12 protein-coding genes are annotated in these 14887 nt (G+C 59.9%); 6 read left to right on the top strand and 6 right to left on the bottom strand.

Features of this window, described 5'->3' with window-relative positions; translation table 11 throughout:
- The first annotated feature begins 3 nt into the window (after positions 1-3).
- A complete protein-coding gene (locus BLX89_RS02890) occupies positions 4-711 on the top strand; it encodes a DUF502 domain-containing protein (RefSeq protein ID WP_075289104.1) in 708 nt (235 codons plus the stop codon).
- Here BLX89_RS02890 and recG read toward each other — a convergent pair.
- Positions 698-2803 carry an ATP-dependent DNA helicase RecG gene (recG, locus tag BLX89_RS02885; RefSeq protein WP_075289259.1) on the bottom strand — a complete coding sequence of 702 codons (2106 nt, stop codon included), beginning with the start codon at positions 2801-2803 and terminating at the stop codon, positions 698-700. The two genes, BLX89_RS02890 and recG, sit on opposite strands and share 14 nt — an antisense overlap.
- A gap of 130 nt (positions 2804-2933) precedes the next feature.
- Between recG and BLX89_RS02880 the strand changes: the two genes are divergently transcribed.
- Positions 2934-3242, top strand: a complete 309-nt coding sequence (locus BLX89_RS02880) for a succinate dehydrogenase assembly factor 2 (RefSeq protein ID WP_075289103.1) — start codon at positions 2934-2936, stop codon at positions 3240-3242.
- Positions 3242-6757, top strand: a complete 3516-nt coding sequence (mfd, locus tag BLX89_RS02875; RefSeq protein WP_075289102.1) for a transcription-repair coupling factor — start codon at positions 3242-3244, stop codon at positions 6755-6757. The genes BLX89_RS02880 and mfd overlap by 1 nt, the downstream gene beginning before the upstream one ends.
- A 117-nt stretch (positions 6758-6874) precedes the next feature.
- Here the strand turns inward: mfd and BLX89_RS02870 are convergent, their stop codons facing one another.
- Together BLX89_RS02870 and BLX89_RS02865 are read right to left on the bottom strand one after the other, a co-directional pair.
- Positions 6875-7534, bottom strand: a complete 660-nt coding sequence (locus tag BLX89_RS02870; protein WP_075289258.1) for a DsbA family oxidoreductase — start codon at positions 7532-7534, stop codon at positions 6875-6877.
- Between the two features lie 100 nt (positions 7535-7634).
- Entirely contained in the window at positions 7635-9449 is a 1815-nt protein-coding gene (locus BLX89_RS02865; RefSeq protein ID WP_075289101.1) for an extracellular solute-binding protein, read from the bottom strand.
- A 274-nt stretch (positions 9450-9723) separates the two neighbouring features.
- Between BLX89_RS02865 and BLX89_RS02860 the strand changes: the two genes are divergently transcribed.
- Positions 9724-10353, top strand: a complete 630-nt coding sequence (locus BLX89_RS02860) for an invasion associated locus B family protein (RefSeq protein ID WP_075289100.1) — start codon at positions 9724-9726, stop codon at positions 10351-10353.
- An 81-nt stretch (positions 10354-10434) separates the two neighbouring features.
- Here BLX89_RS02860 and hspQ read toward each other — a convergent pair whose 3' ends face one another.
- The gene (hspQ, locus tag BLX89_RS02855; RefSeq protein WP_075289257.1) at positions 10435-10764 is read right to left on the bottom strand and encodes a heat shock protein HspQ; all 330 of its coding nucleotides are present in this window, start codon (positions 10762-10764) and stop codon (positions 10435-10437) included.
- Positions 10765-10913: 149 nt separating this feature from the next.
- On the opposite strand from hspQ, the gene BLX89_RS02850 reads away from it, so the two are divergent.
- Both BLX89_RS02850 and BLX89_RS02845 read left to right on the top strand, forming a co-directional pair.
- Complete coding sequence (locus BLX89_RS02850) at positions 10914-11909, top strand: hypothetical protein (RefSeq protein WP_075289099.1); 996 nt, start codon at positions 10914-10916, stop codon at positions 11907-11909.
- A 31-nt stretch (positions 11910-11940) separates the two neighbouring features.
- Positions 11941-12978 (top strand): TAXI family TRAP transporter solute-binding subunit, encoded by a 1038-nt coding sequence (locus BLX89_RS02845; protein ID WP_075289098.1) that lies wholly within the window; start codon positions 11941-11943, stop codon positions 12976-12978.
- Positions 12979-13062: 84 nt separating this feature from the next.
- On the opposite strand, the gene glnA is transcribed toward BLX89_RS02845, so the two are convergent.
- The gene (gene glnA, locus BLX89_RS02840; RefSeq protein WP_075289097.1) at positions 13063-14472 is read right to left on the bottom strand and encodes a type I glutamate--ammonia ligase; all 1410 of its coding nucleotides are present in this window, start codon (positions 14470-14472) and stop codon (positions 13063-13065) included.
- Between the two features lie 59 nt (positions 14473-14531).
- Complete coding sequence (locus tag BLX89_RS02835) at positions 14532-14870, bottom strand: P-II family nitrogen regulator (protein ID WP_056326314.1); 339 nt, start codon at positions 14868-14870, stop codon at positions 14532-14534.
- Between the last annotated feature and the right edge of the window lie 17 nt (positions 14871-14887).

The raw sequence follows: 14887 nt of genomic DNA, 5'->3' as shown, positions 1-14887 counted from the left end.
AGCATGACGGACAAGCCGGCCCGCGGATTTCTGGCTACCCGGTTGAGGAACTATTTCCTGACCGGGCTGATCATCTGTGCGCCGCTTGCCATCACCGTCTACATCACCTGGTCGTTTATCCTGTGGGCTGACAGCTGGGTCAAACCCTATCTGCCCTTCGACTATAATCCCGATAACTTCCTGCCTTATCCGGTTCCGGGCTTCGGGCTTCTGACGGCTTTGATGCTGATTACCCTGGTCGGCTTTTTCGCAGCTAATCTGATCGGTCGCAGCATCGTCAATTTCGGCGAGTCGCTGCTCTCCCGTACACCGCTTGTTCGTACGATTTACAAAGGCTTGAAGCAGATTTTTCAGACAGTGCTTCAAGACCAGTCAAACTCCTTCAAGAAAGCCGGGCTGATTGAATATCCGAGCCCCGGCCTTTGGTCGCTGGTCTTCGTGGCGACGGATGCGAAGGGAGAACTGGCTGTGAAATTCCGCGATCGCGGATTGGATATGGTGGCGGTGTTCCTGCCGCCGACACCGGTTCCAACCGCCGGGTTTCTGATTTTCGTTCCGCGCGAGAAGATCGTGCTGCTCGACATGAGCGCCGAAGATGCGGCCAAGATGCTGATCTCCGGCGGTCTCGTTGTCCCCGAGCAGTTGCCGGCATCGCTCCAGTCCGAGCTTTCGGAACAGCCCAGGACGCGGCGCTTCCTCAACCGGCCCTGAGAAAGCGGATCGCTTCGTCACGTCGGTAGAGATAGAGCAGGGTGCGCAATGCCTGGCCGCGCTCCGACGTCAATTCCGGGTCTTTTTCCAGAATATAGGCCGCATCCTTGCGGGCGATCTCCAGAAGATCGCCGTGGGCGTCGAGGCTTGCGATGCGGAAACCGGGCGTGCCTGACTGACGGGTGCCCAGAAGCTCGCCTTCGCCGCGCAAGCGCAGGTCTTCTTCAGCAATGAGGAAGCCGTCTTCGGTATCGCGCAGGATGGAAAGGCGGGCACGACCGCTCTCGCTGAGCGGCCCCTTGTAGAGCAGGATGCAGGTCGATGCCTCGTCGCCCCGTCCGACCCGTCCTCGCAACTGATGCAACTGAGCAAGCCCGAAGCGTTCCGCATGCTCGATCACCATGATCGTCGCGTCCGGGACATCTACGCCGACCTCGACAACGGTCGTTGCCACGAGAACCCTGATCTCGCCGTTCTTAAAGGCGAGCATGACGGCATCCTTTTCCGCACCGTTCATGCGCCCATGCACGAGACCAATTCGGGGGCCGACGCTGCTTTTCAGTATCTGGAAGCGTTCGTCAGCGGACATGAGGTCCGAATTCTCGGACTCCTCAACCAGCGGGCAGATCCAATAGGCCTTCTTGTCCTCGGCAACGGCAGCCCGCAGGCGTTCGACGATATCACCGACACGCTCATCCGGGATGGTCACGGTCTGTATGGGTTTGCGGCCCGCAGGTTTTTCCGTGAGCTTGGAAACATCCATATCGCCGAAGGCGGCAAGGACCAGCGTCCGGGGAATGGGTGTCGCGGTCATGACCAGCATATGGGGCGAGATGCCCTTTGCGGTCAGCCGCAGGCGCTGGTGCACGCCGAAGCGATGCTGCTCGTCGACGACGGCGAGCAGCAGGTTGCTGTAGATGACACTGTCCTGAAACAGGGCGTGGGTGCCGATGACGATGTGGGTTTCGCCGGAGGCAATCCGCTCCTGGATCGCGTCGCGCTCACGGCCCTTTGTCCGCCCGGTCACCAAATCGATCGTCAAGCCGGCAGGGGCGGCCATTTTAGAGAGGGTCGCAAAATGCTGGCGTGCAAGGATTTCCGTCGGGGCCATCAGCACGGCCTGACCGCCGGATTCCACCGCCGCCAGCATCGACATCAGCGCGACCGCGGTCTTGCCGGAGCCAACGTCGCCCTGCAGCAGCCGAAGCATGCGCTTGTCGCCCGCCATATCCGCAAGAACGTCCTTGATGGCTGCGGATTGGCTGCCTGTCAGCGAAAAGGGCAGGGCATCGAGAACAGGGCGACTAAGTCGGCCCGTGGCATGAACCGGCGTGCCCGCGACCTTGCGCAGGCGTTGGCGTACAAGGGCAAGAGAGAGCTGGCCGGCCAGGAACTCGTCATAGGCAAGGCGCCGGCGTGCCGGCGCCTGCGGATCGATATCCGCCGCGTCCCTCGGTTCATGCAGCTGCAGGAAGGCCTCATGGGCCGATGCGAAGCCTTGCTTTGCCGTCAGGGCGGCGTCCTGCCATTCCGGGAAGGCGGGCACGCGCTGGAGAGAAGCTTCAATCTGCTTGCGTAGCAAGCGCGCGGAAAGGCCGGCCGTCAGGCTGTAGACCGGTTCGACCAGCGGCAGATTTTCAGCCTCCGATTCGCGCACCATGTAATCGGGATGTACCATCGAGGGGCGGCCGTTGAACCAGTCCACCTTGCCGCTGACGATGACGGTTTCATCGACCGGCAGGGCCTTTTCGAGCCAGTTTCCCTTAACCCGGAAGAAGGTCAGCGCAAGTTCGCCGGTGTCGTCGTGGAGGAACACACGATAGGGATTGTTGTTTCGCCCCGGTGGCGGCGGATGGTGGCGATCCACCCGCGCCTTGATCGTGACGATCGCCCCTTGGGGAGCATTTGCTATCCCCGGCTGCTGGCGGCGATCGATCAGGCTATAAGGCGCGTGAAAAACAAGATCGACGATCCGGCACTCCTCAATGCTCTCGCGACCGAGCAGGCGCGCATAAAGTTCACCGGCTTTCGGGCCAATGCCGGAAAGCGTATCGAGCGGCGCAAACAGGGGATCGAGCAGGAGAGGACGCATGGCAGGAGACTGAAACGAGGAATCGGTCTTTGGCAAGGCTGACAATCGCCTTTTCAGTGTTTATAGAGCCTCACGGAACCGTCGGCGTCACTCCATGTTTACCGACGCTGCGGCAAGAAGGACTTGGCCCATGACTGGCATTTCGCGCACCAGCGCCGACCTCGACCCGCGCCGCCGCCGCATACTTTTTCGCTGCTGGCATCGCGGCATTCGCGAGATGGACCTTGTTCTCGGCCAGTTTGCCGAGACGGAGCTTGCCGATCTGCCGGAGGAAGCGCTCGACGAACTCGAAACGATCATGGCCGAAGAGGACACTGATCTGGTGAAGTGGATCACCGGTGAACACCCTCTGCCGGAGCGTTTTCGCACCCCCATGTTTGAGCGGATCGCGGCCTATCGACCGGATTTCGAAGACCGTCGTCTGGGTCAGGCAGACTGATGTCGATCATTGCAGGCTTTGACCCGAAGAAAATTGCCTCGGCAACACGCGAGTTGACGATCGGGCCGGTTCCCTCCGGTATCGAGCCGATTATCCTTTCTGAAATCGCCCGCAGCAACGGCCCCGTCGCCTATATCCTCTCCGATGGTCAGCGGATGGCCGATCTCGAGCAGATGCTGGGCTTCGTTGCGCCGGATATCCCAGTTTTGAGCCTGCCGGGTTGGGACTGCCTGCCTTACGACCGCGTTTCCCCAAGCACGGATATTTCCGCACGTCGTCTATCGGCGCTGAGCGGGTTGATCGCTCATGCCCAGAAGCCCCATGCAGCTATCGTTCTCGTCAGCGTCAATGCGGCCCTCCAAAAGATGGCGCCGCAGTCGGTTATCGAAGGCCTCGGATTCTCGGCCCGCCCTGGCAATGTCGTGCGCATGAACGATATCGCCGCGCGTCTGGAGCGAAATGGTTTCGACCGGGTGCCGACCGTTCGAGAAGTCGGGGAATTCGCGGTGCGCGGCGGTATTCTCGATGTTTTCGTGCCCGGCAGCGAGCAGCCCGTCCGCCTTGATTTCTTTGGCGACACACTGGAGACGATCCGCTCCTTCGATCCCGCAAGCCAGCGCACGACCGGACAGGCGAAGTCGCTCGACCTCAGCCCTATGAGCGAGGTGTCGCTGACGCCTGAAACCATCAGCCATTTCCGCACCGGCTACCTGTCGCTGTTTGGCGCGGCAACGCGGGACGACGCCCTTTATCAGGCAGTTTCGGAAGGCCGGCGCTATGCCGGCATGGAGCACTGGCTGCCCCTGTTCTACGACGGGCTTGAAACCGTCTTCGACTATCTCGGCGGCTTTCGCATCGTGACAGACCACGTTGCACGCGAGGCGGCAGCGGAGCGCAGCAAGCTCATTCAGGATTACTACGAAGCCCGCCAGGAATCTGCGACGCCTAGCAAGACAGCGATTTCGCAGGGGACGCCATACAAGCCCGTTCCGCCGGAGATGCTGTATCTCAGTGCCGAGTCGTTCAACGCCGCCTTGATCTCCCGGCAGGCCGTGCGGCTGTCGCCTTTTGTCGAGCATGACGGAGAAGCCCGTCAGGTTGTGACCATCGATGCGCGGCTTGGGGTGCGCTGGGCGAAGAACGCAACGGAAGCAACGCCGGACAACGAGCGCGTCAACGTCTTTGATCAGGCGGTGAAGTACATCGCCGATCGCCGCTCGAAGGGTGCGAAGGTCCTGATTTCCGCGTGGTCCGAAGGCTCGCTGGATCGATTGCTTCAGGTTCTCTCGGAGCATGGGCTTGGAAATATTCAGCCCGTGACCAAGCTCTCCGAGGTGATGAAGCTGAAGCCGGGCGAAGCGGCTTCCGGTGTGCTCAGCCTCGAAAGCGGTTTCGAGACCGGTAATCTCGTCGTTATCGGCGAACAGGATATCCTCGGCGACCGCATGGTGCGCCGCTCCAAGCGTCGCCGCCGCGGCGCCGATTTCATCGCCGAAGTCGCCGGCCTCGACGAGGGCAGCATCGTCGTTCACGCCGAACACGGCATCGGGCGCTTCGTCGGGCTGCGAACGATCGAGGCGGCAGGCGCTCCACACGCCTGCCTGGAACTTGTATATGCCGATGACGCCAAGCTGTTCCTGCCGGTCGAAAACATCGATCTTCTTTCGCGCTATGGCTCGGAAGGAACCGATGCGGTTCTCGACAAGCTGGGAGGCGTCGCCTGGCAGGCCCGCAAGGCGAAACTCAAGAAGCGGCTCTTGGATATGGCGGGCGGTCTCATCCGCATCGCCGCCGAGCGCCTGACACGCCGGGCACCTGTGCTGACAACGCCGGAAGGGCTCTACGACGAGTTCGCTGCCCGTTTCCCCTACGAGGAAACCGAGGATCAGCTGAACTCCATCGAAGCCGTCCGCGACGATCTCGGGGCGGGGCGGCCCATGGATCGCCTCGTGTGCGGCGACGTCGGCTTCGGCAAGACGGAAGTGGCCCTGCGCGCGGCTTTCGTGGCGGCGATGAACGGTGTTCAGGTGGCCGTGGTGGTTCCGACCACATTGCTCGCCCGCCAGCATTTCCGTTCGTTCTCCGAGCGTTTCCGCGGGCTACCCGTTCGCATCGCGCAGGCATCCCGCCTTGTCGGCTCCAAGGAGCTGGCGTTGACGAAGAAGGAAGTCGCCGACGGCAAGACCGACATCGTCGTCGGCACCCATGCACTGCTCGGCAGTTCGATCAAGTTTGCCAATCTCGGCCTTCTCATAATTGACGAGGAGCAGCATTTCGGCGTCAAGCACAAGGAGCGGCTGAAGGAGCTCAAATCCGATATACATGTGCTGACACTCTCGGCCACGCCGATTCCCCGAACGCTCCAACTGGCGCTGACGGGTGTGCGCGAACTTTCGCTGATCACCACGCCGCCCGTGGACCGCATGGCCGTGCGCACCTTTATTTCGCCGTTTGATGCCCTGGTGATCCGCGAGACGCTGATGCGCGAGCACTATCGCGGCGGGCAAAGTTTCTATGTCTGCCCGCGTCTCAGCGATCTCTCCGAAATTCATGAATTCCTCCAGTCGAGCGTGCCGGAGCTCAAGGTTGCCGTCGCTCACGGCCAGATGCCGGCAACGGAGCTGGAAGACATCATGAACGCCTTCTATGAGGGCCGTTACGACGTCTTGCTCTCCACCACGATCGTGGAATCGGGCCTTGATGTTCCGACCGCCAACACGCTGATTGTGCATCGCGCCGATATGTTCGGGCTGGCGCAACTCTACCAGCTGCGCGGCCGTGTCGGGCGCTCGAAGGTGAGGGCCTTCGCGCTGTTCACGCTTCCGGTGAACAAGAAGCTGACGGGCACCGCGGAGCGCCGCCTGAAAGTTCTCCAGTCGCTTGACACGCTGGGCGCAGGCTTCCAGCTCGCCAGCCACGATCTCGATATTCGTGGCGCCGGGAACCTGCTTGGCGACGAGCAGTCCGGCCATATCAAGGAGGTCGGCTTCGAGCTTTACCAGCAGATGCTCGAAGAGGCCGTTGCCGAACTGAAGGGCGAGGAAGAGATCATCGACACCGGCTGGTCGCCGCAGATTTCGGTCGGCACGCCGGTCATGATACCCGACGAATACGTGCCTGACCTGCACCTGCGTCTCGGCCTCTATCGTCGTCTGGGCGAGATCACGGAACTCTCGGAAATCGATGCCTTCGGCGCCGAACTGATCGATCGTTTCGGGCCGCTGCCGCTCGAAGTGCAGCATCTGTTGAAGATCGTCTACATCAAGTCGCTGTGCCGAACCGCCAATGTCGAAAAGCTCGATGCCGGTCCCAAGGGTGTCGTGGTGCAGTTCCGCAACCGCGAATTCCCGAACCCGGCCGCACTTGTCGGCTATATCGCCAAGCAGGGCACGCTGGCGAAGATCAGGCCGGATCAGAGCCTGTTCCTGCAGCGGGATTTCCCGACACCGGAAAAGCGTCTTTCAGGCGCCGCCGTCGTGATGACGCAGCTTGCCGCCTTGGCCAAGGAGACTTGAAACATGCACGATCCTCGCCCTCGGCGTTGATTCGAGGGCGAGCCGGTGGAGGACTGGGGTAAAACCGACATGCCGGACAGTGACCGGGGGCGGGTGGTCTAAGCGCTTCAGCCTTGCTTAATTGACCTGTTTCGGGTCCTTCATCGCCGCAATCTCGCGAAATGCGTTCGCCAACACTTCGACGGACTGCGCACCCATAACAGCGTATTTGCTGTCGATGATGAAACAGGGGACGCCGCTGACGCCCATATCCTGAGCCATTGAGATTTCTTCGCCGATTGCTTGCTTGTCCGCATCGGAGGCGAGCAGCACGTCGATCACAGCGGCATCGAGGCCATTCTTCGCAGCGATATCTCGAAGCACGTTTGGATCGCCAACATTGCGCCCTTCTTCAAAGTAGGCGCTGAAGAGGGCGTTGGCGACCTCGTTCTGACGACCTTCATTGCCAGCCCAGCGAAGCAGCCGATGGGCATCCAGCGTGTTGGGGCTGATCTTGACCGCATCGAAATCGAAGGCGATGCCGTCCTGGAGGCCAAGCTCCGCCAGCCGCCCATGGGCCTGCGCAACAGCCGCCGCGCCACCAAGCTTTGCAGCGAGATGCGCCTTATGATCGACGCCTTCCGGCGGAAGATCGGGATTGAGCTGATAGGGGCGCCAGTTGACCGTCACGAGCATCTCGCCGGAGACCTGATCGATCGCCCGCTCCAACCGCGCCTTGCCGAGAAAGCACCAGGGGCACACGACATCCGATACGACGTCCACGACGATATGTTCCATGCCGGGTGTTCCTTCCTTCAGCGTTCCGGAACAGCCGACATAGGAGATCATCGACCGGCGTTCAATGCGTTACCTGGAGTATACCAACCAAGGCATGCACCTATTGAACGCGGGCATCCCACCACGCGGGCAACTGATAGCCGTACAAGGGGTTTGTGTCGGGGCGCCCGATATGCTTCTGGCGTGCAACCCACTGGGCGGAGATATGGTAAAGCGGGACGAGGTAGAAATTCGACACCAGCATCCGGTCATGGGCGCGGACTGCGGCCGTGAAGTCCTCGACCGTTCTTGCCTGCAGGATATTGTTGACCAGTGTATCGACGTCCGTGTCGGCCACGCCGGCAAAGTTGTCGCTTCCCTGACGATCCCGAGCCGTAGATGTCCAGCGGCCGACCTGCTCGATGCCTGGTGACAGGGACGACGGGAAGGATTTGATGATCACATCGTAGTCGAATGACTGGCTGCGCTGCTGGTACTGCGAATCGTCGACCGTGCGCACGGACGCTGAAATGCCCAGTGCCGTAAGAAAGCGCTGGTAGGCCAGCGCCAGCTTTTCCTGTCCCTCGTTCTGCGTCATGATTTCGAAGGATAGCGCTGTGCCCTTGGCATCCAGCATTTTTCCGTCCTTGATCGAATAACCGGCCTCACGCAGCAGCGTTACGGCTTCCCGCAGCACGTTTCGATCCCTGCCGGTCGCATCGGTTACGGGAAGGCGGTATGTGCCGTCCAGTACCTTGGGATTGATACGGTTTCTGATGTCTCCGAGCAGGGCGAGTTCGCGGTCATCGGCGGGCTTGTCGAGGTAGGAGAGATTGGAGTTCTGCCAGAAGCTTTGCGTGCGCGTATAGGCATTGTCGAACAGGTTTTTGTTCACCCACTCGAAATCGAACGCCATGGCGAGGCCCTGACGCAGCTTGGCGTCGGCGAAGATCGGCTTGCGGGTGTTGAAGACGAAACCAAGCATGCCCGATGGCGTTTTCGGGGTGAATTCATCCTTGACGACGTCACCGGACTGAACCGCCGGGAAATTATAGCTGCGTGCCCATTTGGTCGGGCTGCCTTCCGCATAGATATCGACTTCGCCCTTCTTGAAGGCTTCGAACAGCGAATTTTCCTGTAGGAAATACTCGACCGAAATCTGGTCGTAGTTGTCGAAGCCAACCTTGGAGGGCAGATCCTTTGCCCAGTAATCCGGGTTGCGCTTGTAGACGATCCGTTCGCCGGCCTTCACCTCCGCGACCTGATAGGGCCCGGAACCCAAAGGGAATTTCAACGACGTCTGATCGAAGGTCGCGACATCCGTGGCGTGTTTCGGCAGGATCGGCGTCATCGCGATCAGCAGCGGAAATTCGCGGTCGGCTTCGTCGTTGAAGGTAAAGCGCACACTCCGATCGCCAACCTTTTCCAGCTTGGCGACCTTGGCCATACGGGTGCTGAACGGCACGCGGCCCTTGTCGCGGAACAGTTCGAACGTGAAAATCACGTCTTCCGGCGTCACCGGCTGCCCGTCTGCCCATTTCGCCCTGGGATTGATATTGAACTGGATGAAAGTGCGGTCGTCATCCCATTCGACGGTTTCGGCAAGAAGCGGATAAAGCGAGAACGGCTCGTCGCGGGAACGCTGCATCAGCGAATCGTAAACGAGGTTGCCATATTCCGGGTCAAGCATGCCGCGCGCGGTGGTGCGCATGCTTTTCAGAATGAAGGGATTGAGACTGTCGAAGGTACCTACCACCCCGTAGGCGACCTTGCCGCCTTTCTTCACATTCGGGTTCGCGTAGGGGAAATTCTTGAAATCGGCTGGCAGCGCAGGCTGGCCGTGCATCGAGATGGCGTGGACCGGCTCCGCCATTGCGGGAGCCGTCGCAGCAAGGGATGCCGCCAGAGAAAACAAGCCAAAAACCAAAGCGCGCAAAGGTCACCTCCCGCCGCAACATGCCATGTGATTCACGGCAAACTAGCACGTAACCGCGCTTTTCCAATTGCTGGCACGTTCAATTTCCGCTCTTCATCGGGCAATTTCATGAAGGAAAGACTGGATATCGGATCACTTGCATTGTAACAGGTGTGTCCTGAGACAAGGGTCATGCAATTGCCTTATTTTCCCAACAGGAGAGCGGGCGAATGACCAGAGATGACCGAGCGGCCAGGATCGCTCAACGACCGGAATTCAGGAGACGGATATCGCCATGATCTTCAAGTCAAACTTCACGAAAAAGGCTGCGCTGGCGGCATTTGCGGGTGCCGTTGCCGTTGCCGCGACACCGGCCGTTTCCGTAGCCCAGCAGGCAAATGCCAGCCGCCCGCAGGGATGGTTCAAGGTTTGCACCAAGCAGGAAGACAATGATGTCTGCATCGTCCAGAACCTTCTGACCGCCAATAACGGTCAGTTGATCACGGCGGTCGGTCTCATCAACGTCCAGGGCAAGGTGAACCGCAAGATCCTGCAGGTTTCCGTTCCTTCCGCGCGTATGATTCCGCCGGGCATCCAGATGCAGATCGATGGCGGCAAGGGTTCCAAGCTCGATTACGCCGTTTGCATGCCTGACAAGTGCGTCGCCGAAGTTCCTCTGAGCGACGCGGTTCTCGCAAGCCTCAAGAAGGGTGGCGAAGTGGTCTTCACCTCCGTAAACTTCCAGCGCGCGCCAAACCCGATCAAGCTTTCGCTTTCCGGTTTCACCGGCGTTTATGACGGCGAGCCGATCGAGCAGTCGAAGCTTGAAGAGCGTCAGCGCCTGCTGCAGGAAGAAATGCAGAAGAAGGCCGAGGACGCCCGCAAGAAGCTTGAGGAAGCCCAGAAGGCTGCCAAGCAGAACTGATCTGCCGCGAAATTGCGGATTGAATGAAGAAGGGCCCGACAGCAGCGCTGCCGGGCCCTTTTTACCGTCTTGGTGTCGCAATCAATGGCGTTGGACAGCCTTGGGAGTGTACAGGCCAACGCTTTTCGGATCGAAGAACGCGTTCACCTGGGAGTGGCGAACGGGCGTTCCGCTGTCGTCGGAAACCAGGTTCTGTTCCGAGACATAAGCGACATATTCGGTCTCGTCGTTCTCCGCCAACAGGTGATAGAACGGCTGATCCTTTGAAGGACGAATTTCGGCCGGTATCGCATTCCACCACTCTTCAGTGTTTGCATATTCCGGATCGACGTCGAAAATGACGCCACGGAACGGAAACACGCGATGGCGTACCACCTGGCCGATCTGAAATTTTGCGTCTCTTTGCTTCATCATGTTCGGTTCCTTTCCACTACATTATGTGGGGAATTTTGCGCGAACATCAATAGCTGGCTTCGATCGTCGGCACGTGCCCGACAGGTTGCCACATCTGCCGTTTCGGCGTACCCATCATATGGGATTTCTGCTGCGACGGATAAGGCATGAGCAATCGATGGGGTAGAAACACGCAGCTGACGCAAGGCGGTTCCTCTGCCGGCTTCGTGCTCGCAGCCCTGCTTTGCCTTCTGATGATCGGCGCCGGCGTCTACGGCTGGTTCGTCCGCCAAAATCTGCAGGCTGAAATTGCAGGTCTGAATACGGCGAATGCCGAACTTGCCGACAAGCTCGCGAAAGCTGAAACTGATCGCACGAAACTCGCCGCGGACATTGAGGCACTGAAGCGCAACGCGGGACAGTGGGCGGGCGAACTGGAACAGGACTATGCCAATCTTCAGCTGAACGAAGTGCCGAAACTTAACCGACTGCTCGACAAGCGGGATGCGACAATCACCGATCTTGAGAGGCAGCTGGATGCCCTGAAAGCAGATGGCGCCACGAACGCGCAGGAAAAGGCTCGGCTTGCATCGGACCTACAGACCGCGCGAGGCGCGGCTCGCCGAGACGCCGACATCATTGCCGGCCTACGGGCAAAGGTCGACGCGCTCGCCAGCGAAGCGGAGCAACTGCGCGTCGAGAGCGGTCAACGCGGCGATGCGCAGGCTCGCGCGCAGTCTTTGCTGATTGCGGCGCAGGCCAGGGCGGAAGCTGCCGAGGAAAAACTCGAAACGCTTCAAAAAGAACGCATTCCCGGGCTGGAGCGGGAGATTGCAACACAAAGGGCAAGGGTCGCGGCGCTGGAGCTTCGGCTTGCGACACCCGACGCGAAAGCGGAAACTCGCCCGCAACCCATGCAAGCCGAGCCGGCGAAGCAGCCGCCGACCGATGGCACGGGCCGTCCGCCCCGCGATGGGGCTCAGATCGCCGCCTTGCTTGATAGTCAGCCGGGTCTCAACGCGCTCGATGATCAAAGACGCCGGCAGCTGCAAGACGAGCTTTCCTCCGGTGCCTGTGTGACCGACGCACTGGACGGTGTGTTCGACAGGGTTCCGCTGATCGTGATGCGAAACCTGATGCGTGAACTGAAGAGCGATTGCTGACGCCGCGGCGCGGCAGATCATGGAGACAGAGATGCGTTTTCCCCGGCAAATTCTTGTTCTTTTCCTGTTGGCCATGGCGACGGGCGGCAGTCCGGTTCACGCCGCCGAATTTGAGAAGAACATCATGACCGGTGGAGCGCAGGGGACCTATATCCAGATCGGCAGGGATATCGCCGGGCTTAGCAATACCTGCGGCCTGACGCTGAACGTGCGTGAGAGCGCAGGCTCCCTCGAAAACTTCGTCGGCGTTCGCAACCGGCGCAACACCCAGTTCGGTATCGTGCAGAGCGATGTGCTGGAATACCTCAAGACGTTCGAGGCAAACGATCCGGAAGTGCAGCAGGCGGTGAAGGGCGTGCGCATCATGTTCCCGCTCTACGACGAGGAAATCCATATACTGGCCCGCCGCGAAATCGCGGACGTCAAGGCGCTTGCCGGAAAGAAGGTTGCCGTCGGCGTGAAGGACAGCGGCACCTTCCTCACGGCGTCCCTCGTGCTCGACATATTGCAGGTCGAGCCCGCGGAGAAACTGCCGCTCAATCCAGACGCGGCACTGCCGAAATTGCTTTCAGGAGAGCTCGACGCGTTCTTCTATGTCGCTGGTGCGCCGGCATCGCTTTTCGCCGGAGACACTATCGATGGGGCGAAGTTCCATCTGCTGCCGATCACCCAGGCACCGTTGCTCGCGACCTATACGAAGGCTCGCATCGAGGCCGGGACCTATGGTTTCCAGGAGGAGCCTGTCGATCTGATCGCCGTCAAGGCGGTGATGATGACCTACGACTACGATATCAAACGCAACGCCTACCAGCGCGAGAGCTGCAAGGCCGTTTCCGATTTTTCCAACCTGGTCATCAACAATCTCGACCGCCTCAAGCAAACCGGCCATCCGAAATGGAAGACTGTCGATCTCACGGCCTTGCCGCCGGGATGGCAGGTCGGCGTCTGCGTCAAGGCGGGTATGGCGCTCGATTACAAGGCGAGCTGCACGGCTCCCGCCCAGCAAACGGAACCTGACGGCAACGAGGAGTATCTGAACCTTCTCAAACAGCGCCTCGAGCAGCCGTAAAATTATCAAAGCCATTGAAAAAGCCCGGTCTCGCGAGAGGCCGGGCTATTCAGTCTAGTGCCGATTAAATGTCGGCTGACCGCCTTACGCCGAGTAGTACATGTCGAACTCGACCGGGTGCGGGGTCATTTCGAAGCGCATCACCTCGATCATCTTCAGTTCGATATAGGCATCGATCTGGTCGTCGTCGAACACACCGCCGGCCGTCAGGAACTTGCGATCCCTGTCGAGGTTTTCCAGGGCTTCGCGCAGCGAGCCGCAAACGGTCGGGATTTTCTTCAGCTCCTTCGGCGGCAGGTCGTAGAGATCCTTGTCCATGGCCTTGCCGGGATGGATCTTGTTCTTGATGCCGTCGAGGCCGGCCATCAGCATGGCGGCAAAGCCGAGATACGGGTTTGCCAGCGGATCGGGGAAGCGAACTTCGACGCGCTTCGACTTCGGACCCGTGCCGAACGGAATGCGGCAGGAGGCCGAGCGGTTGCGGGCGGAGTAGGCAAGCAGGACCGGCGCTTCATAACCCGGGACGAGACGCTTGTAGGAGTTCGTCGTCGGGTTGGTGAAGGCGTTGATCGCCTTGGCGTGCTTGATGATGCCGCCGATGTAATAGAGGCACGTTTCCGACAGGCCGGCATATTCGTCGCCGGCGAAGGTCGGCTTGCCGTCTTTCCAGATCGACTGGTGAACGTGCATGCCCGAACCGTTGTCGCCGAAGATCGGCTTCGGCATGAAGGTTGCCGTCTTGCCATAGGCATTGGCGACCTGATGCACAACGTATTTGTAGATCTGGATCTTGTCGGCGTTGCGAACGAGGGTGTCGAACTTGACGCCGAGTTCGTGCTGGGCCGCAGCCACTTCGTGGTGCTGCTTTTCAACGACGACGCCCATTTCCGACAGGACCGTCAGCATCTCGGAGCGCATGTCCTGGCACGAATCGATCGGCGGAACCGGGAAGTAGCCGCCCTTGACGCGCGGGCGATGGCCGAGGTTGCCGGTCTCGTAGTCGGTGTCGTCGTTAGACGGCAGTTCCGAACTATCGAGCTTGAAGCCGGTGTTGTAGGGATCGGCCTTGTACTTGACGTCGTCGAAGACGAAGAATTCCGGCTCCGGGCCAACGAACACGGTGTCACCGATGCCGGATGCCTTCAGATAGGCTTCCGCCTTTTTCGCCGTGCCGCGCGGGTCGCGATTGTAGGCTTCGCCCGATACCGGATCGAGAATGTCGCAGACGATGACCATGGTGGACTGCGCGAAGAACGGGTCCATGTGGACCGTCGCCGGGTCCGGCATCAGCACCATGTCGGATTCGTTGATGGCCTTCCAGCCACCGATCGAGGAACCGTCGAACATGACGCCATCGGCGAACATGTCTTCGTCGACACAGGAGATGTCCATCGTCACATGATGCAGCTTGCCCTTGGGGTCCGTGAAGCGCAGGTCGACGAACTTGACGTCGTTTTCCTTGATTTGCTTGAGGATGTCACTTGCGGTCGTCATGTTAGGTAGTCCTTTTTTGATATGACGAGGTCTCGACCAGGTCCAGGAAGGCCCGGCGGCTAGATGGCATCAATGCCGGTTTCGCCCGTGCGGATTCGGATAACTTCTTCCACGTTGGAAACGAAGATCTTTCCGTCGCCGATGCGACCGGTCTGAGCAGCGTTGCGGATCGCCTCGATCACGGCATCCGCATTTTCGTCGGCCAGAACGACCTCAACCTTAACCTTCGGGAGAAAATCGACGACGTATTCCGCGCCGCGATAGAGCTCCGTGTGTCCCTTCTGGCGGCCAAAGCCCTTTGCCTCAGTGACGGTGATACCTTGCAACCCGACCTCTTGAAGCGCTTCCTTAACTTCATCCAGTTTGAAAGGCTTAATGATCGCTTCGATCTTTTTCATGAGAAAATGTCTCTCCG

Source organism: Pararhizobium arenae (assembly GCF_001931685.1).
GTDB lineage: Bacteria > Pseudomonadota > Alphaproteobacteria > Rhizobiales > Rhizobiaceae > Pararhizobium > Pararhizobium arenae.
This window is presented reverse-complemented; position numbering and strand designations above follow the sequence as displayed.